The sequence below is a fragment of the Flavobacterium piscis genome, from assembly GCF_031457575.1.
GTDB lineage: Bacteria > Bacteroidota > Bacteroidia > Flavobacteriales > Flavobacteriaceae > Flavobacterium > Flavobacterium piscis_A.
The window spans coordinates 157,493-177,988 of sequence record NZ_JAVDWQ010000008.1 but is presented as its reverse complement, the minus strand read 5'-3'; the positions used below and the strand labels follow the sequence as shown (position 1 = coordinate 177,988).

At 33.5% G+C, this 20,496-nt stretch carries 13 protein-coding genes; 2 read left to right on the top strand and 11 right to left on the bottom strand.

The annotated features are described in order from the left end of the window. Positions 1-100 precede the first annotated feature (100 nt). From J2W48_RS13120 to J2W48_RS13090, 7 genes are all read right to left on the bottom strand, one after another. Positions 101-1,699 (bottom strand): PepSY domain-containing protein, encoded by a 1,599-nt coding sequence (locus J2W48_RS13120; protein ID WP_310282050.1) that lies wholly within the window; start codon positions 1,697-1,699, stop codon positions 101-103. A 98-nt stretch (positions 1,700-1,797) separates the two neighbouring features. After that, positions 1,798-3,957 (bottom strand): TonB-dependent receptor, encoded by a 2,160-nt coding sequence (locus J2W48_RS13115; RefSeq protein WP_310282048.1) that lies wholly within the window; start codon positions 3,955-3,957, stop codon positions 1,798-1,800. A 96-nt stretch (positions 3,958-4,053) separates the two neighbouring features. Then, positions 4,054-4,431: a hypothetical protein gene (locus J2W48_RS13110; RefSeq protein ID WP_310282046.1), complete on the bottom strand. Its 378-nt coding sequence runs from the start codon at positions 4,429-4,431 to the stop codon at positions 4,054-4,056. Positions 4,432-4,611: 180 nt separating this feature from the next. Further along, positions 4,612-7,953 carry a preprotein translocase subunit SecA gene (secA, locus tag J2W48_RS13105; RefSeq protein WP_310282044.1) on the bottom strand — a complete coding sequence of 1,114 codons (3,342 nt, stop codon included), beginning with the start codon at positions 7,951-7,953 and terminating at the stop codon, positions 4,612-4,614. A gap of 87 nt (positions 7,954-8,040) precedes the next feature. After that, positions 8,041-8,262, bottom strand: coding sequence for a DUF2795 domain-containing protein (locus J2W48_RS13100; RefSeq protein WP_007138072.1), 222 nt, complete (start codon positions 8,260-8,262; stop codon positions 8,041-8,043). A gap of 217 nt (positions 8,263-8,479) precedes the next feature. Then, positions 8,480-9,049, bottom strand: coding sequence for a cob(I)yrinic acid a,c-diamide adenosyltransferase (locus J2W48_RS13095; RefSeq protein WP_310282041.1), 570 nt, complete (start codon positions 9,047-9,049; stop codon positions 8,480-8,482). Positions 9,050-9,125: 76 nt separating this feature from the next. Then, positions 9,126-9,812, bottom strand: coding sequence for an ABC transporter ATP-binding protein (locus tag J2W48_RS13090; RefSeq protein WP_310282039.1), 687 nt, complete (start codon positions 9,810-9,812; stop codon positions 9,126-9,128). A gap of 309 nt (positions 9,813-10,121) precedes the next feature. Between J2W48_RS13090 and J2W48_RS13085 the strand changes: the two genes are divergently transcribed. Then, positions 10,122-10,778 (top strand): hypothetical protein, encoded by a 657-nt coding sequence (locus J2W48_RS13085; RefSeq protein ID WP_310282037.1) that lies wholly within the window; start codon positions 10,122-10,124, stop codon positions 10,776-10,778. 63 nt (positions 10,779-10,841) lie between these two features. On the opposite strand, the gene J2W48_RS13080 is transcribed toward J2W48_RS13085, so the two are convergent. From J2W48_RS13080 to J2W48_RS13065, 4 genes are all read right to left on the bottom strand, one after another. Then, positions 10,842-11,633, bottom strand: coding sequence for an O-methyltransferase (locus J2W48_RS13080; protein ID WP_310282035.1), 792 nt, complete (start codon positions 11,631-11,633; stop codon positions 10,842-10,844). Positions 11,634-11,738: 105 nt separating this feature from the next. Next, positions 11,739-12,206, bottom strand: a complete 468-nt coding sequence (locus J2W48_RS13075) for an FKBP-type peptidyl-prolyl cis-trans isomerase (RefSeq protein ID WP_310282034.1) — start codon at positions 12,204-12,206, stop codon at positions 11,739-11,741. Positions 12,207-12,238: 32 nt separating this feature from the next. Beyond that, positions 12,239-12,628 (bottom strand): four helix bundle protein, encoded by a 390-nt coding sequence (locus J2W48_RS13070; RefSeq protein WP_409025179.1) that lies wholly within the window; start codon positions 12,626-12,628, stop codon positions 12,239-12,241. Positions 12,629-12,760: 132 nt separating this feature from the next. Then, positions 12,761-14,623, bottom strand: a complete 1,863-nt coding sequence (locus J2W48_RS13065; protein WP_310282033.1) for an ABC-F family ATP-binding cassette domain-containing protein — start codon at positions 14,621-14,623, stop codon at positions 12,761-12,763. Positions 14,624-16,363: 1,740 nt separating this feature from the next. Here J2W48_RS13065 and J2W48_RS13060 point away from each other — a divergent pair. After that, entirely contained in the window at positions 16,364-20,383 is a 4,020-nt protein-coding gene (locus J2W48_RS13060; RefSeq protein ID WP_310282031.1) for a hybrid sensor histidine kinase/response regulator, read from the top strand. The last annotated feature ends 113 nt before the right edge of the window (positions 20,384-20,496 follow it).

Genomic DNA, 20,496 nt, shown 5'->3' with positions numbered 1-20,496 from the left:
GAATTTTCACGAATTTTTAAATCAATTAATACGTGAAAATTAGTGGAATTAGTGGCGAAAAAACTTAGAAATTAGCAACTTAGAATCTCTGTAACTTAAATTACTTTTTCAAGAACAAAATAAAACCCAGAATACTAACAATTAAAATAGCCAATGCTGCCAAAACCATTGTCAGGTCCCGAATATTTTTTCCTGCCCAGTCCATAAATAAAAATTTGTGGAGAATGGCAAATGAATATCCTTCCACTCTATTTGAGGTTTTGACAACAGCTGCTAATCTTGAAGTCGCAGTTTCTATGAAATAGGTTGTTTTTTCTGATGTGTCATAGGCTAATTTTACAACAGGCAATCTTTTATTTACAAAACCATATTCCCTGCTTTCAAAATCAGTCAGGACTTTTGATTCTAATAATTTAGCATTTTCTAAGGATGTTTCCGGTTCTTCAGAAGTTTCTGCCATTTCGCAACAAGCAGCTTTTTGAGCGCCATCAGTAAAATAATACGCTAGAAATTGAGCATATTTTAAATCGATGTCAGGCTCGACTTTATTCGTTGTTGCGTTGATGTAAACCACTTCCGATTTTTTATTGTTTTTTTTATTCCATTTTGAATTTGAATCTACTTTGGTGGTTTTGAACTTTTCTTTTTGAAGCAACTGACAACGATAATATGTGGTGTCATTTAATGTAATGATACTACAGTTTTGAAAACTACTCCAGTTTAAATTCAAGTTGTTGTTGGCTACAGGAATTTCTTTAGTAGTAAAAGTTGGTTCATAAACCATTTGTGATAAGGTATATGGTGCCCATTTTGTAGTGGCGTGATAAGCACCGCTAAAAGCAAATGACAAGGTGAAGAGTGAAACCCAAATCCCAATTTGACGATGGTATTTTCTTAGCCCTTTTTTAGGTTGTAAACCATCCGTTTTTTTAAATTGTTTCCAAAGCAATCCATAAATTATGATTCCGCTCAAGGCAGAAAATCCAATGATGGATAACAAGAAAATCATGGTAATAATTCGGATGCTGTTGTTTGAAATAGCATCGATAAACGACCAGTTATGAAAAGTATCAAAGAACCAAATAAACCATTGTCTTGAAGTAGGGTTATAAGTTGCTAATTTACCTGAGGAAGTTTCTACATACACTTCCATAGTATCAGGACGATCAAAACTCAATTTGTAAACGGGTAAATAACGGTTTACATATTTGTATTGCGAAGTAAATTCTGTAACAACTTCTCTCTTTTTTACAGCACTTTTTTGATCATCTAAAAAATATCTGGAAAGCCATTCCGCATATTTTTGATCACCGTTTTCCAGTTTTTTAGCAGATGAACTGTCAAAATATAATAAATCGCCTTTGAGATTTTTTACCTGATAAAAAGTAGCGTTGTTAAAAGTTACGATTCGGAAATTTTTGAATTCGCGGATGTTGTTTTTTTGTAAAACTTCCTGAATCGAAAAGTGCAATTGCGTTTTATCAACTGTTTGTTGCTCCAGTTTTTCACGGGCAATTTCAGGCTTAAAAAAATGCGCCATAAACGGATGCATCAAACCGGATAATGTCCAGAAAATTACGGGAATAATGGTAATCAAACCAATTGTACGATGCCATTTGTACATGTGCTGTTTGATTTTTTTGACGATTTTGGAATCTTTCTTTTTAGATTTTTTTTCTTTATATATTTCTTTGCTCATTGCTAGGTTTTTTAGCCCCGATGGAGGTGATATCCTTTTTATGGCTTTTTCTGCCATAAAAAGATAAAGCCGAGAGCGGGATTAGCTTCTAATAATTATTATTTTTTTAATGAAAAATTATACTGAATTCCAAATACAAATGTTCTTGGTGCCGCTGCTGTATAAGTGGGTTGGGCATTCGCAATGTTAGTTCTTGAAACATTGTAAGCGTATAATTTATCGGTTAGGTTCATGATATTTCCGTAAATTTCAATGCTTTTCCATTGGTAACCAATTCGGGCATTGAACAAATTATAACCATCATATTTTATAGTATTGATCTGATTCTGATAATAATTGCCCACCAATTGCCATTCGACAGAAGTTCTAAGGCTGGGTAGCCAGTTTGGATAATAACTTATTTCAGAGTTTCCGGACCATTTTGGAGCTGCGGGCATTTCTTTTCCGTTTAAATCCTGAACCGGATCGCTTGGTTTATCCGAAAGTTTAAAATCGATATATGTGTGTTGTGCATAAGTTCCGCCAAGACGAAAGCTGAATTGTTTTGAAGGTCGATATGCAGCACCAAATTCAATCCCTTTGTGACGCGTTTCTCCAGCAGAACGATAATCAGTTGAATTGTCAGCAAGTTTAATACTTAAAAGTTCGTTTTTTCCTTCCATGTAATAGAAAGCGTAATCAAAATTCAGTTTATTTTCAAGAAAAGAAAGCCATCCGCCAACTTCATAATTATTGAAAGCTGCCGGTTCTAAATTATAATAAAATTCGGAAGGGACACCTGTTGTTCCTCCAGTTCCGGGTTTTGTCCTGAAAACAGAAGTGATTCCCGGAGGTGCGAAACCTTGGGAATAATTTGCATAAAAACCAGCAAATTCAAACGGATTGTAATTGGCTCCGGCCTTAAAAGTCATTTTGTCATAAAGTTTGCTTCCTGTAGAATTGTCTAAGGCATTTTCATAATTCACTTTCATATTGTCGTAACGACCGCCAAGAGTAATAATTAATTTTTCTATCGGATTAAAACTCAATTGGGCATAACCAGCCGAGTTGTAAATATCGGCAGTATAATCTGCTAATTTTGAGTCTGGGTGTTCTGCAATAATTTCATAAGAGTCTACAGTTTGTTTTCCGGCTTCTCCGGGATTTAAATTAACTTTCAAATCGATCACATAAGACCAGTAGTTTACTGGAGAATAATCATATAATGCTCCGGCAACAAGTCTGGTATTTAAAAAATCGAATTTTTGAGTATGCTGTCCGATAGCACCGTAACTTTTAAAGTTGTTAGAATTTACTTCTCCTTTTGCAGTTGTTGGATTTACAGTTGGACTCCATTTGATACCGTACGACGGATTTTGGCCTAATTTATTATCTCGTAAATATCCTGTAATATAACTGCCTGAATTGTTGTTCCAATCGTGTTCTAAAGTTAGTCTGGTTCGCAAAGCATCAGATTTTCGGTAAGTAAAATCGGTTGAGCTTTTGTAAGTTCTATTGTTGAAAGCCTCTTCGTTGACACTTCCACTCATATCCGAATAATATTTTCCATACATCGTATTACTGATCAATCGGGTAGAAGGAGAGATGTTGTAATCAATTCTGGCATTCAAATTATCCTTGTTATAATCAGAATAGGTCATCCATCCATTTTCCTGTAAACTTGAAATTCCGGCAATATGAAAACCAACTTTTCCGATCGTTGCTCCGCCGGCAGCCTGAAATCTTCTGTAACCATAATTATCAGCCTGAACGCCAAATTTAAATTCAGGATCAACAGGTGGTTTCAGTGAAAGTAAATTAATAGTTCCGCCCACAGCTTCCGGACCGTACAGTGAAGAAACAGGGCCTTTAATCACTTCAATACTTTGTAAATTAAACTGATTGATTTCTAATAGAGCGTTGTGATTAAAGATTCCCATTGGGCGAATAGGCAAGCCATCTTCTAAGTATAAATAATAAGCATTAGTTGTCATTGGCTGCCGAATTGACATCATGTGTTGCTCGTTTCCTAAATTGACCATCAGGACTCCGGGCGCTTTATTTATTATTTCATAAACTGCAGTAGCTTTGGTTTCGTTAATAGTTCTAGCGGTTAATTTGCTAATCGCCACAGGGGTTTCCTTGCGTAAGGTAGCGGTTCTATTGGCGGTTATAAAAACATTTTCAAGTTCTTGTGTTTTTGTTGTGTCTTGTTCCACTTTATGCTGTGCCAAGACACATTGCCCTATGATTAATAGGGAAAAGTATATTTTTTTCATTTTAAATTATATAAATTTTAAAAGTAACATGTGTTTTTTCCTGACGTTAAGACAAGAAAAATCTTTTCAGTTTTGATTTGAAAAGTGTGCTAAAATTTATATAAAATAGGATGGGGGGTGAAAAGTACTGTTTGAAACCGAAATAGGTTTCGCATCAAAAGAAGCAAAAAGTTGTATTGCTGATTCGACAGGATTTACTAATCTAAAATGAGCTACAGGTGTATTTTGAATGTAAACAACTTCTACTTTTTCTTTCAGGTTGTTTTCCATTTTCTTTTCGTTATCGGCATATTTCTTCAAACTTTTTTGAAGTTCACATCGGCCATTACACGAGTTAAAAATCATTTTTCGCTGCACACAAATCGTTTTTGAAATTTCATCCTGATTTAATTTGAATGATGTATAAACAAAGAAACTGCCAAAAGAGGGCACTAAAAGCATACAGGAAAGAAATATGATAAAAATTTGCTTCAAAGCTTTGTTCGTAGTTTACGGTTGCAAAAGTACAGTTTATTCGTTTTATAAAGAATAAATATTAGTTTTTTTCAAAAAAAATATCCGTATGCATATTGCTTACGGATATTTTAGTTTTAAGTCTCAGTCATAGTTTTTCAGCTTTTCTGTAAACTGAAAACTGCGACTGAGAACTGTAATTTATTTAACAAGAACCCATTCGCCATTGGCAATTAAAGTTTCTGCTTTTTTAAATTTCATTGTTTCTGTTTTGCCAGTAGCAACTTCCTGAACTGTTACACTATCATTACGATTGATTTTTGGCATATCTCTCACAATGGTTTCTGTAACCTGACGTTGTTGTGTTTCTCCAGCCTCACGATTAATGTCTTCGCTGTTTACAATTTCGTCTTTGCTTAATTTGAAGTTTTCTTTTTGACGAACTTCTCTTGCCTCATGAATTTCAGGAACGTTTTGAGCAGGTAAATCTCCTTTGAATAAGAATGAAATTACTTCTTTGTTAACGTTATCCAACATTCCTCTAAATAAATTAAAAGCTTCTAATTTGTAGATAAGCAACGGGTCTTTTTGTTCATGGACAGCTAATTGCACTGATTGTTTCAGTTCGTCCATTTTACGTAAGTGTTTTTTCCATGCTTCATCAACAATCGATAAAGTGATGTTTTTTTCAAAATCAGCAATTAATTGCGATCCTTGACTATCGTAAGCTTTTTTCAAATCAGTAACGACATTCAAAGTTTTGATTCCATCTGTAAACGGAACTACAATACGCTCAAAATGATTATTTGGCTCTTCATAAACTCCTTTAATGATTGGGAAAGCTTCTCTGGCGCTACGTTCAGTTTTCTCCGTGTAGAAAGCTAAAGATTCTTTGTAAATTTTTCCAGTAATTTCGATATCAGTTAATTTTACAAATTCTGCTTCAGAAATTGGAGAAGTGATAGAGAAATAACGGATCAAATCAAATTCGAAATTTTTGTAGTCATTTATTGGCTTTGTCTGACTTACGATTAATTCGCAGGTATCATAAAGCATATTCGCAATATCCAGTTTCAAACGCTCACCAAATAAGGCATGACGACGACGTTTGTACACTACTTCACGTTGTGAGTTCATTACGTCATCATATTCTAATAAACGTTTACGAACACCAAAGTTATTTTCTTCTACTTTTTTCTGGGCACGCTCGATAGATTTGGTCATCATAGAATGCTGAATTACTTCGCCTTCCTGAAGTCCCATTCTGTCCATTACTTTAGCGACTCTTTCAGAACCGAATAAACGCATTAGGTTATCTTCAAGGGAAACATAAAACTGAGAACTTCCCGGATCTCCCTGACGTCCTGCACGACCACGTAATTGTCTGTCTACACGACGGGAATCATGACGCTCTGTACCCACGATTGCTAAACCTCCGGCAGCTTTTACTTCTGGAGATAATTTAATATCGGTACCACGTCCGGCCATGTTGGTTGCAATAGTTACAACTCCGGCTTTACCTGCTTCCTCAACAATTTGTGCCTCTTGTTTGTGCATTTTAGCATTCAAAACGTTATGTGTAACGCCTCTCATTTTTAACATTCGGCTTAATAATTCTGAAATCTCAACAGAAGTTGTTCCAATCAATACCGGTCTTCCTGCATTTGATAATTGCGTTACATCTTCAATTACTGCATTGAATTTCTCACGTGTAGTTTTGTAGATATAATCTTCTTTGTCTTGTCTTGACATTGGTCGGTTCGTTGGAATTTCAACAACATCTAATTTGTAGATCTGCCATAACTCTCCGGCTTCAGTAACAGCTGTTCCTGTCATACCACCCAATTTGCTGTACATTCTAAAGTAATTCTGTAATGTAACAGTTGCAAAAGTTTGTGTAGCAGCTTCGATTTTTACGTTTTCTTTAGCTTCGATCGCCTGGTGTAAACCGTCAGAATAACGACGGCCATCCATGATACGACCGGTTTGCTCATCAACAATCATAATTTTGTTGTCCATGATTACGTATTCTACATCTTTTTCAAAAAGAGCATACGCTTTTAAAAGTTGTGTAAGGGTGTGAATACGTTCGCTTTTTACTCCGAAATCCTGGAATAATCTTTCTCTTGCTTCCGCTTCTGCGTCTTTATCCAGTTTTTGTTTTTCAATAGCTGCAATTTCAGTTCCAATATCCGGAAGAACAAAAAAGTCAGCATCCGTATCTCCTGAAAGGTATTGAATGCCATTATCAGTCAATTCAACCTGATTGTTTTTTTCTTCAATTACAAAATACAGAGCTTCATCCACTTTATGCATTTCGCGATTGTTATCCTGCATATATTGATTTTCGGTTTTTTGAAGCAATTGTTTGATTCCTTCTTCACTCAAAAATTTAATTAATGCTTTATTTTTAGGTAAACTTCTGTAAGCTCTTAATAATAAGAAACCGCCTTCTTTAGTTTTTCCTTCTTTGATTAATTTTTTGGCTTCTGCTAAGAAACCATTTGCTAACTGACGTTGTTGCGCTACTAAGTTTTCGATTTTTGGTTTCAGTTCATTAAATTCATGACGATCTCCCTGAGGAACCGGTCCTGAAATAATAAGTGGTGTTCTGGCATCATCAATTAATACAGAATCGACCTCATCGACAATGGCATAGTTGTGTTTTCTCTGCACTAAATCACTTGGCGAATGTGCCATATTATCTCTTAAATAGTCAAAACCAAATTCGTTGTTGGTTCCGTAAGTGATATCAGCATCATAAGCTTTTTTTCTTTGTTCAGTACTTGGCTGGTGATTATCGATACAATCAACAGATAAGCCGTGGAATTCAAATAAAGGTGCTTTCCATGTACTGTCACGTTTTGCCAAATAATCATTCACGGTAACTAAATGTACACCGTTTCCAGTTAAAGCATTTAAGTAGAGAGGGAGTGTAGCAACTAATGTTTTTCCTTCACCTGTTTGCATTTCGGCAACTTTACCTTCATGCAAAACCATTCCGCCAATTAACTGAACATCGTAATGAATCATGTCCCAGGTGATTTCTTTACCGGCAGCATTCCATTTATTAGCCCAGACTGCTTTATCACCTTCTATAGTAATATAGGATTTTGCAGCTGAAAATTCACGGTCTTTTGCAGTTGCTGTAACTTCAATAAAAGAATTGTCTTTAAAACGACGAGCCGTTTCCTTAACAACAGAAAAAGCTTCCGGAAGAATTTCCAATAACGTTTTTTCTGAAATTTCATAAGCCTCTTTTTCAAGAGCATCAATGGCATCATAAAGATCTTCTCTTTTGTCGATGTCTTCAATGTTTTCCACTTCCGCTTTAAGCGAAGCAATTTTAGCATCTTTATCAGCTCTGGCTTCTTTTATTTTTTCTTTAAAATATACGGTCCTGGCTCTTAATTCGTCGTGCGACAAATCTATTAAGCTGGTTTCGTATGTTTTAATTTTGTTTAAATAAGGTTGTAAAGCTTTAACATCTTTCTGTGATTTGTCACCTACAAAGACTTTAATAATACTGTTTATGAAACTCATGATTTATTGTATTTCTATTATATGTAAATGTGTATTTGAACCAAAAAAAAAGCCTCTGTGATGAGACTTTTTCCTTTGGTTTATTTTTTAATATTCATCCTCATTCCAAAGATAATCTTCGTCTGTTGGATAATCAGGCCAAATTTCTTCCATTGATTCATATATCTCGCCTTCGTCTTCAATCGACTGTAGGTTTTCTACTACTTCCAAGGGAGCTCCTGCTCTAATGGCGTAGTCAATAAGTTCGTCTTTGTTAGCAGGCCACGGGGCATCACTTAAATAGGATGCTAATTCTAATGTCCAATACATCTTTTGTCGATTTAGTTTGTGCAAAAATAAATTTTTTACTGAAAAAGACAAGTAAATTTTGATTTATTTTAAGAAAATTTAAGAACGTCTTTGTTAGTATTCAGTTTTTAGTGCCAGTTTTCAGTCCGGAAACTGAAATTTGTGACTAATTACTTCTTCTTATAGTATTCAGTTTTCGGTGCCAGTTTGCAGTCTGAAAACTGAAAATTGCGACTGATTACTTCCTCGGAATCCATTTCACTTCATCCGCTTTTAAGTCAGAAGACAACTTCCGTGCCAAGACAAAAAGGTAGTCAGAAAGTCGGTTTAAGTACTGAATTGCGATTTCAGGAACATGTTCATTATGGCTTAAATGAACTGCCAATCGCTCTGCACGGCGGCAAATACAGCGGGCTATATGACAATGTGACACAGTTGGATGACCTCCAGGCAAAACAAAATGAGTCATTTGAGGAAGGTTTTCTTCCATTTTATCAATTTCGTTTTCCAACAATTCGATATCAGTATTAATTATCCCCAGATTTTTTAGCCGAAGCTCTCCGTTTTTTAAAACTTCTTTTTCTGCCGGAGTTGCCAAAATGGCACCAACAGTAAATAATCGATCCTGAATTTCGATTAAAATAGTTTTATAATGTGAATCAATTTCCTGATCGCGAATTAAACCGATATATGAGTTTAATTCATCAACGGTTCCGTAACTGTCAATGCGGATATGATCTTTAGGAACTCTTGTGCCGCCAAAAAGAGCAGTGGTTCCTTTGTCTCCTGTTTTGGTATATATTTTCATTTTTTTTAGGTGCTAGTTGCTGAGACGCTAAGGGACTAAAGTTTTCTTTCCTTCGATTAACGATTAACCAAATTAATTATTTAGTCGTGTCGCTTTCAATCAATCCATCACGTAAACGAATAACACGATGGGCATAAGCGGCAATATCTTCTTCGTGTGTTACTAAAATTACCGTATTACCTTGTTCGTGAATATCCCCAAAAAGCTTCATGATTTCTACAGATGTTTTACTGTCTAGGTTCCCGGTTGGTTCATCGGCTAAAATAATAGAAGGCTTGTTGACCAGAGCACGGGCGATAGCAACACGCTGACGTTGTCCTCCCGAAAGCTGATTGGGTTGGTGATCCATTCTGTCAGCAAGATTTACCTGTTTTAGAACTTCTGTTGCACGTGCTACACGTTCTGATTTAGAATGTCCGGCGTATATCATTGGTAATGCTACATTGTCTAGGGCAGTAGTTCTTGGCAGAAGATTAAAAGTCTGAAATACAAAACCAATTTCTTTATTTCTGATTCCGGCCAGTTCATCATCTTTCATTTGGCTGACATCTTTGCCGTTTAAAACATAATGTCCTGAGGTTGGTGTATCCAGACAACCTAATAAATTCATTAAAGTTGATTTTCCGGATCCTGAGGGGCCCATTAAAGCGACGTATTCTCCTTTGTTGATTTCTAAGTCGATTCCTTTTAATACATAAACAATTTCGTTGCCCAGTATAAAATCTCTTTTAATGTTGGTTATCTTAATTAATGGATTTGCCATTCGTTTTACAATTTTGGATTTAAAAGTACAAAACACTTTTCAATAATTTAATAAGTAGCGCTTAATAGATTTTTGTTACATAATTAAAGCAGTCAGAAGTATAGAAAATGAAGATAAAGCCATTTTCTTAAAATTATATTTATTTTGAATAAAAAGTTGTTATATTATTTTTATTTATTATTACATAATTATCATATTTTTTAGATTTTATTAAATTATATTTAATTTAAATATTAAAATTTAGATAAATATTTATAATTAGTCAAATATTTAACTATATTTGTACTCTAACTTTAAATAATCAAAATTATGAAGAACATACAAATTTTCTCAGGTATTGTATTAATTGCACTAGGTTTTACATCATGTAAAGATGAAAAACAAGAACAGGCTCAAAAAACAATTGACTCTTATGTGGCGTATGTGGATTCAGTAAAAAATGTTAAGGCGGATGATTTAAAAGCTGATTGGAAAGATGTTGAGGCTGAATATAACAGAAGAGTTGAAAATGCTGAACTTGCACTTGCAGATCTTAAAGATAATACTGCAGAGACAGAAAAGATCAATACAAGTAAAATAAAATACGAAGAGTTCAAAAATGAAATGACTGCCGTTTTTGCCCCTGAAGCCAGTTCGAAACAACAATTGCGTAATGCTTTATTTGGTGAAGGAAAAATTGGCGAGGATATGAGTTTTAACTGGGTAAATGCCAATAATATCCATAGTGTTTATCAGCAATTTGTACATACTGTAGAGAATAATAAGGACAGCTATTCCCGTGAAGACTGGGATGAAATCAAATTGATGTATGAAGCTCTTGATAGCCGCAAGAATACGGTTGAAAAAGAAGGACTTTCAGCAGCGGACAATAGAAAAATTGCAGGTTTAAAAGTGAAATTTGGTCCAATGTATACTCTTAACAGAATGGGAGCCAAATCAGATGAAGCTGCTGCAGCTAAAAAATAAAAAATAGGTTAGTTAGGTTTAATTAGTTTTTTTAAATGACAATCAGAAATGGTTGTCATTTTTTTATGCCCGAATTATAAAATGTTCTTTTTCCTGTTCGCGCCTAAAGAAAACAAATCCCCATTGAAAAGTATCAATGGTAACGGTGACTTTTGGATGATTTTGAATAATTCCCCAGGCTTCTTCCATTTCTAAAGACCAATGAATATCATCAAAAATCCAAACGGAATCATTGGTAATTGTTGGTAATAAAAGTTCAAAATAGGTTAAAGTTGCTTTTTTGGAATGATTGCCGTCGAAATATATTAAGTTGAAGTTTTTAGTCTCAGTTTTCAGTCTCAGTCTGATATCCTGAAAATATTTTTCAAATTCTGTTACAATTGAATTTACATTATTAAAATTGAATTTTTGCAATTGTAATTGGCATTGATTCCCGGTTTCCGGGCAGCCTTCTAATGTAATTACTTTTGCTTTTGGGTTTCCTAACGCCAGGGCAGAAGTGGCTAATCCTAATGAAGTACCAATTTCTAATATAGTTTCCGGCTGAAAATAATGGGTTACGCGAAACAATAATTCAGCCCTTTTTGGTGAAATTCCGGCCGTTTTTGCAATTTTGGAAATCTGTCTTTTATTAGATTTAAAAACTTTGGAACCTGCACCAAAATCGGTTACTTCAATAAAATTTTTATTCTCTAAAAGCGATTCTCTATATTTTTTTAGAATAGAATATTCAGATTTATACTTTTTATCATAAAAACATTTTGTAAGCAAATTAAAAACAAACGGCGAATGTACTGCATGTTCATTTTTGGAATACCATATGAATTTTAAGTATGATTTTATTTGATGTTTCATGTTACATTTCACAAAAGATTCACAAAATAAAAACACAAAGATTCGCAAAGAAATCAAGCGTTTAATGCAACTGGGTAATTTCTTTGTGAATCTCTGTGTAAGGTATTAATTAACAGAAATTAATTTCACATCAAAAATAAGGACCGAACCTCCGGGAATTCCTCTGTAATCATAAGATCCATACCCTAAATGAGAAGGGATCAAAAGTATTCCGCTGCCTCCGGTTTTAAAATAGGGTATACCTTCTGTCCAGCCTTTTATAACCTGATTTAAACCAAAAGAGATTCCCTCGGCTTTGCTTTGGTCAAAGATATTTCCATTAGTGTAATATCCTTTATAGACAACAGTTACATTAGAGGTTGCTGTTGGTTGTGTTCCTTCACCAGGTTCGTTAATTACATAATATAAGCCGGAATCGGTTCTTTGTGCTGTTAAATTATTTTCAGCTATGTAATCTGTGATTTCTTTTTCATTTTCAGCAGTATAGTCTTTTGCTATTTGTGGTTCTGCCTTGTCCGGGTTGCAGGAAATAAGGAGTGTTAAGGCGATTAGAGTACAGAAAATGTGTTTCATGGGAATAAATTTGAGGAATAAAAATAATAAAATTAGTTTTCAGTCGCAGTTTCAGTTTTCAGTTTTTTGGGTACAATATTGCAACCAAATTTGTTTGGGTTATTTATCATGTAGTTTATTAATTTTCCAATTTCAATGTTTTTTGAATTGAGTATATCAAACGTATCTTTTTTTATATAATTACATTGTAATGAAAATTCAAGCCATACGTTAGTTTCTGAATTTTCGGCATCACTATTGGTTAATTTACTAATAAAATGATTTACGTATCTTCTCTTTCGATATGATTCAGCAATATTTGCAGCAACACTTCTGGAAGAACGTCTTATTTGATCAGTTAATGAGTATTTCTCTTCTTTCGGAAATGATTTCGAAATCTCAAATATTTCCATGGCAAGTTCAAATGATTTTTTGTAAGCCAATATTCTTTAAAATCCATTGTTTAATTTTTTACAAGGATATTAAAAAAAAAGTAAGAAAAATAATATTTTTTTATTAAAATGATATTTCACAATCAAACTGAAAACTGAAACTGAGACTGAAAACTTAAATAATTACCCTTCTATTTTAGCCGAAAGCTCAAACCAGCGTTCTTCTTTCTGGTCTATTTTATTAATGATGTTTTGTAATTCGTTTGCTTTTTTCTCGATATCGGCATCAGCTACTTTTCCATCAGAGAATAATTGTTCTATTTTTGTTTTATCAATTTCCAGATCTTTGATTTCTCTTTCCAGTTTTTGATATTCTTTCTGTTCGTTGAAAGTTAGGTTACCAGTTGGATTATTTTGTTTCCAGTCTTTCTTTTCGGCTTTGTTTTCTTCTTTTTGGGCAACATCAGCGCTGTCTTCATACGCTCTGAAATCGGAATAGTTTCCGGGGAAGTTTTCTATTTCACCATTTCCTCTAAAAATGAATAAATGATCCACAATTTTATCCATAAAATAACGGTCGTGCGAAACTACAAGCAAACAACCGGGGTAATCTAAAAGAAAACTCTCCAAAACATTCAGTGTTACAATATCTAAATCGTTTGTTGGCTCATCGAGAATTAAAAAGTTAGGATTCTGAATTAAAACGGTACATAAATACAGGCGTTTTAATTCGCCACCGCTTAATTTTTCTACGAAATCATATTGTTTTTTGGCATCAAAAAGAAAACGTTCCAATAATTGCGAAGCCGAAATCATTCTGCCTTTTGCCAACGGAATAAATTCGCCATATTCTTTAATAATATCAATGACACGCTGATTTGGTTTCGGATTGATTCCTGATTGCGTGTAATAGCCAACTTTGATAGTTTCTCCTTTTACAACACGTCCGCTGTCTAACGGAAGTGTTCCGGTAAGAAGATTCAAAAAAGTAGACTTTCCGGTACCATTTTTACCAATAATTCCGATGCGTTCACCACGTTGAAAATCGAAACTAAAGTTGTCCAGAATAACATGATCCTTGAATTTCTTAGAAATTTTGTGAAGCTCGATAATTTTGCTTCCCATACGTTCCATATTAATTTCAAGTTCGACTTTATTTTCCTGACGACGGCTTTGTGCTTTTTCCTTAATTACATAAAAATCATCCTGACGCGATTTTGATTTTGTTGTTCTTGCTTTTGGCTGACGGCGCATCCATTCTAATTCTTTTACGAACAGGTTTTTTGCTTTGTCAACGCTAGCATTTTCAGAGGTAATTCTTTCCTCTTTCTTTTCTAAATAATACGAGTAATTTCCTTTATATTGGTATAATTTTCCGTTGTCTAGTTCGATAATTTCGTTACATACACGCTCTAAAAAGAAACGGTCGTGTGTAACCATAAACAACGTAATATTTTCTTTTGCAAAATAACTTTCAAGCCACTCGATCATCTCTAAATCCAAGTGATTCGTAGGCTCATCCAAAATCAATAAATCAGGACGATTGATCAGGATAATCGCCAATGAAAGACGTTTCTTCTGTCCACCTGAAAGATTTTTTACTTTAAGTTTAAAATCTTCCAGTTTTAATTTGAATAAAATCTGTTTGTATTGTGTTTCAAAATCCCAGGCATTATGCTGATCCATTCCGTCAAAAGCTTTTTGGTAAGCTTCTTCGTCATCCGGATTTTCAAGTGCTTTTTCGTATTTTTCAATAACTTTTAAAGTCTCATTATCAGAAGCAAAAATACTTTCCTCGATAGTCAGTTCCTCCTGCAAATTGTTGCTTTGTGAAAGAAAAGCCATTTTAATCCCTTTTCTTAAAACAACCTGTCCCGTATCTGGCTCGTCTAAACCATTAATAATACTCATAATAGTTGTTTTTCCCGAACCATTTTTGGCAATAAAAGCAATTTTTTGATCTTTATTGATTCCGAAAGAGATGTTGTTAAAAAGTGTTTTTTCACCAAACGACTTCGATATATTTTCTACTGACAAATAGTTCATAGTATGTTATAATGCTTAAAAAATAAAGCTTTTTGTATATTAATAAAAAGGTATCTAATCAGGTCTCTAAATTTTAAGTTGGAGTCAAAAGCAGATGGGTGTAAAGATAGCTTTTTGGTACAAACAAAAAAACAGTATTATATACTTGAATATAGCAATCAAATTTTTAATTGATTTAATAATCTAATTGTTTAAATATTCAGTTGAAATAGAGTTAGAATTTGATTAACTCTAAGTATTTTTTTGAGTACCTATGTAATGGACAATTACGGTTCGTGGCCACCATCACCCGAAAAAAAAAACAGCTTCCAAAGTTTATTTGATTTTTGATTTTTTTTATGGGCCATATTTTCGGTCTTTAGTCAACTAAAAAAACTACATAAATAAGAGCTACCGTCTGGACACAAATGTTATAATTCAATTTGAACACGAATTTCACGAATTTGCACAAATCTTAATGGGGTAACCTACGTTTGTGAAATTAATTTCACAAACGAATTAGTGGCAATTTGTGTAATTCGTGTTGTTTTTTATACTTGTGTCCAGACGGTAGATAATAAGAGCCTGTTTAAATTTTGTTTAATTACTTTTCACGGATTATTTTCCGCTATATTTCGTTGAATTTACTCAAAAATAAGTCTATTATTCTTTTAAAATTTGCCTCATCTATCGAAAAATAATCTCATGAAAATCTAAATATTTAAATTTTAAACAGGCTCTAAATACAAGTGATTTAGTTGACAGAACTATTTAAATATGATAATTGCAACAAATGAGACAGCTTTCTGATACAAAAGAATACCATGTCATGACAAAGTTTTCATGAGGTTTGCAGAGTTCAATTTTTTTATTGCATGACAAGCTAAATTAGGAAGGATGTTTTTGAATATTTGACTTAACTTAATTTGTTGAAAAAGCATTAAATTATCATTTTAATAGAAGTTTTATTTGGATTAATAAGTTCTTCACTGTAAGGATTTTGAAATAGAAACATCTACTTCTTTGCTTTGAAATTAATGTAAAAAGGAGCTGAAATTGAGCTCGCTCCAATTTACATTGAGCATGACAATTTTTAAATTGAATGGTTAAATTTTAAGTTAGTTTAAACCAGGGAGTTTTATAGTCTCCCTGGTTTTTTAATGTTATTTTTGGGTTTTGACAGATAATAGTTTGATTAGGAACACAATAATTGGAAAACCAACAAAACGCAATTTGAAATTGAAGAGGGCATATTGAAATACAAGCAGGAAGTAAAAAATAACAATTGGTTCAAATGGGAGTTACAGCAAAGATTTTGACATTAATGTAAAGGATGTTTTTTTATTAAATCTCGTTAAATAATACAGTATATCCAAATTATAACATAAATCCGCTTCCTGCTGATATAACTGGCATGAAGAGTACAGCTCCCGAAATTGCGGCAATAATGGGTTTGGGCTGGAATATTGAGAACGCTTTAGAAGCTACCGGAGGAGAAAGTGCATGGGGGAGCCCAAAAATCACATAGGCGGTGTCATAGATAGAAGTAATAATAAAGTGCTTGATCAGCGTACAATTGACGCCATTACTGCGGGAGCAAATATTAGGAATTAAAAAAGGGTCTGAAGTACCATTGGGCGTAATGGCAGGACAGACAGATCAAAAACATTTGTTATATTTGAATGTTAGTGGTGAACCCAAAGTGATATAAATGAAAGGGTATTTGCCAGGCTACTCTAATTCTCTATTGCCTATTTTAGTATGATAAAAATAAGACAAATCTGCATTCACATACTCATAATATTTTGGATTGTTTCTTTCCAAAATATTATAGGTCAGTCGTCCTATGTTTTTCATCATTTAGAAACTAATGAAGGTCTTTCAAATAATAATGTAAAAACTATTCTGAGAGATAGTTACGGATTTCTTTGGATAGGTACAGAGTCTGGACTAAACAGATACGACGGATATGGATTTAAGGTTTATAAAATGCATTCCGGTGTATCTAATGCTCTGTCTTCAAATAATATAGTTGAATTGCAGGAGGATGGTCTGGGTAATATCTGGATAGACTTAGGATACTCTTACATGGTATATAAAAGAGATAAAGATTCCTTTTCAGACCCAAAACTGTTGTTGCTCAATCTGGGAATAGAGCCGGATTTTAACGCTAAAATTTTTATCGATAAAAATCGTAATCTCTGGGTACTAAACAAAAACAAGGTATATTTTTACAATATTAAGAAAAAAAAGACTTCTGTATTCCAATTAAAGATTCCTTTAAAAGAGGAGATTTCTATTGCTGATAATGGTGAATTTCTGTACGCAATTCAATATAATTCAGGTGTTTTCTGGAAACTGAATAAAAAATCCGGGGTTTTAACCTTTATTGAGATACCTGATGTTATAAAACAGAATGCTATTAATGCCACTAATATAATTTATATTGACAGCAATAATGGACTGTGGATTTGCTCGGATAAAAGTGAACAGGTTTTTTACAAAAAGAATTCAATTGAAGAGTGGAAAAGACTAGAATTGCCTTCAAAATTAAAAACTGAAGCCAATCATATAACAAGTATTATCGAAAATCAGCCGGGACAAATCTGGATAGGAACAGACCACAAAGGATTGTTTATCTACGACAAAGGAAAAGATTTGTTTAAAAATGTAGCATCTGATCCATGGGTGGAGACAGGCCCATCATCGAATAGTGTGAAGTGTCTGTACAAAGACAACAATGAGACTGTCTGGATTGGATACAATAAAAAAGGACTTTCATTTTATCATGAAAGTTTCCGGAATTTTATCAATTTCCGACATCCTGAATGTTCCGATATCATGTCTATAATGGAAGACCATCATGGAAATATTTGGTTGGGAACAGATGGAAACGGACTATATATAAAAGAAAAGAATTCAGAGATCATCAGGAAACTCCCAGTACCAGACATCGCGGTAATATCTATACTGGAAGACAGGAAAAATCGTATTTGGATCGGGACCTATCAAAAAGGACTTTTTTGTTATGAAAATGGCAAAATGACCCAGTATACAACAAAGAACAGTAAACTGACCAGTAATAGTATTTGGAATTTAAAAGAAGACAGGTATGGAAATCTATGGATAGGATCATTAGGTGGAAAAATTCAGGTATTACCATCAGATTCGGATAATTTTAATGCTGTGATTACCCCATTTGATGATATTGTTTATGCGTTGGATATGTCTTATGATGGCGGTGATAAAATGTATGTTGGTACTGTATTTGGCCTTTTGGTAATTGATATTACGAATTATAAAAAGACTTTATATTTTGGCAATAAGAAAGGAAATCAAACTTTTCCCCAACCTCTGATTTCAAATGTCTATAAAGATAAACGTGGCATTGTATGGTTAGGTGGTAATGAAGGACTGATCATCTGGAATCAAAAAAAAGACACTATTTATTATTTTAATAAAGAAAATGGATTATGTGATAATTCAATTAAAGGTATAACAGAAGATAATCTCAATAATATATGGGTAACAACAAGTAATGGACTTTCAATACTTACTGTTAGGCCGGAATCAAACGGAGGATTTACTTTTTCAAGTAAAAATTACTCAGTCAAAGATGGCCTTATGAATGATTATTTTAATGATCGTGCTGTTTGCAAACTACAAAATAGTGATATTCTGCTTGGTAATGTAGAAGGATATACTATTTTGAATCCGAATAAAATGTCTGAAAAAGACCAATCTACACCTAAAGTTATATTTACTGAATTGACAGTGGGGAATAATACTATTCAGGTAGACTCCTATTATGATGGGCGCAAGTTTCTCGATCACCCAATGCAATTAACCTCAGAGTTAAATTTCAGGCATGATGATAAACTTATTTCCTTACAGTTTACGACAGGAGATTTATTGAATGCTGATAAAGTAAAATATATTTATCAAATTGAAGGCTTTGATACAGAATGGGCACTTACTCAAAAAAATAAAATAGTAATATCTTCACTTCCAACAGGTAATTACAGACTTTTAATAAAAGCACGTAATGCTGATGGTGTTTGGAACAATGTCCCTACAGAATTATTTATAAATGTAATGCCTCCTTTCTATTTTTCAATCTGGGCTTTTATCATATATGCCATTTTAATTATTAGTGCGCTGACATTTTTTGTTCGCAGAACAAAAGAAAAACATGTTATAAAACTGGAACAGCAGCGTTTGCAAATGGATCACGAGAAGGAAATACATATCAATGAGATAAAGTTAAGGTTTTTTACCAATATCAGCCATGATTTGCGTACACCACTTACGCTTATTATTACCCCTTTACAGATTTTATTGAAAGATGCAGCTAACGAAAACATGAGAAAAAAGTTGAGTGTTATGTATAAAAATGCACAACAGCTAATGGCATTAATAAACTCATTGCTTGATTTTCATAAACTGGATGTTGGTGTAGAAAGGCTGAATTTAAAATCCGGTGATTTTGTTCCTTTTATTAATGAAATTTATGCTTCATTTTGTGTTTATGCAGAAGAACGTAATATTAATTTATTGTTGTTCACAGATATAGAAAGTTTGACAATGTCATTTGATCGGGATAAAATCCAAAAAATACTTACAAACATACTTTCAAATGCATTCAAGTATACTTTAGATGGCGGTACTATCCGTATCCATATAAAACATGCAAATGATACTGTTTCTGTAAGCGTTTCTGACACAGGATCAGGTATTAGCAATAAAGAAAAAGAACATATTTTTGAACGGTTTTATCAGGCTCAGCAAGAAAAGGAAAAAACCGGAGCAGGTATAGGATTACATATTGTACATGAATATGTCAATCTTCACGGAGGAACAATAGATGTTACAGATAATGTACCGCATGGTAGTATTTTTACCTTTCAGATTCCAATCAAAATGGCTGATTTAGGTGTAGTAGTAGAAGAATATGCAACAGAAAATCTTTCAGGCGAATTTGCTATTGAGGAAGAGGAAGTAACAGATATCATTACAAATAAAAAAATATTATTATTTGTAGATGACAACAATGATTTTTGTGAATTTATTAAAGATAATCTTGAGGATGAATATTATGTAATAACTGCCAATAATGGAGAACAGGCCCTGCAATTGCTGCATAAGTTTAATGTAACCATTATTGTAAGTGATGTAATGATGCCTGTTATGAACGGAATAGAACTTTGCAGACAAATAAAAACTAATATTTATTGGTCTCATATTCCGGTTATCCTATTGACGGCACGTACTGCTGAAGAACATGTAATGGAAGGTTTGGAACTTGGTGCAGATGATTATATTACTAAACCTTTTAATTTTATTTTGCTAAAACTACGCATTCAAAAATTTGTAGAATGGACCGAGAAAAGTCATGTCGCATTTAGCCAAAAATTAGAGGTGTCCCCTGCAGAAATCACCATTACCACTTTGGATGAAGTCCTGATCGCGAAAGCTATTAAAATTGTAGAAGAAAATATGAGTGATATTGAGTTTTCTGTTGAAGCCCTTAGCATAGCTTTAGGTTTAAGTCGCGGCCATTTATACAAAAAGTTAGTTGCTATTACTGGTAAAGGCCCTATAGAATTTATTCGAACAATACGATTGAAACGCGGACGCCAGCTTCTTGAAAAAAGCCAAATGCAAATTGCCGAAATAGCATATGAAGTAGGGTTTAATTCCCCAAAAAGATTTGCCAGGCACTTTAAAGAAGAATTTGGTTCCTTACCTTCTGAATATCTGCGCACATATAAAAAACAATAATATCTTGTTGAGATTATTTAATACCTAAATCCTAAAATTTGATGAGGATTAAATAAACAATTACAAGACAATTTTAGAGAGTAGTAAGCTTAGGTTTGCTACTTTTTTTTTGA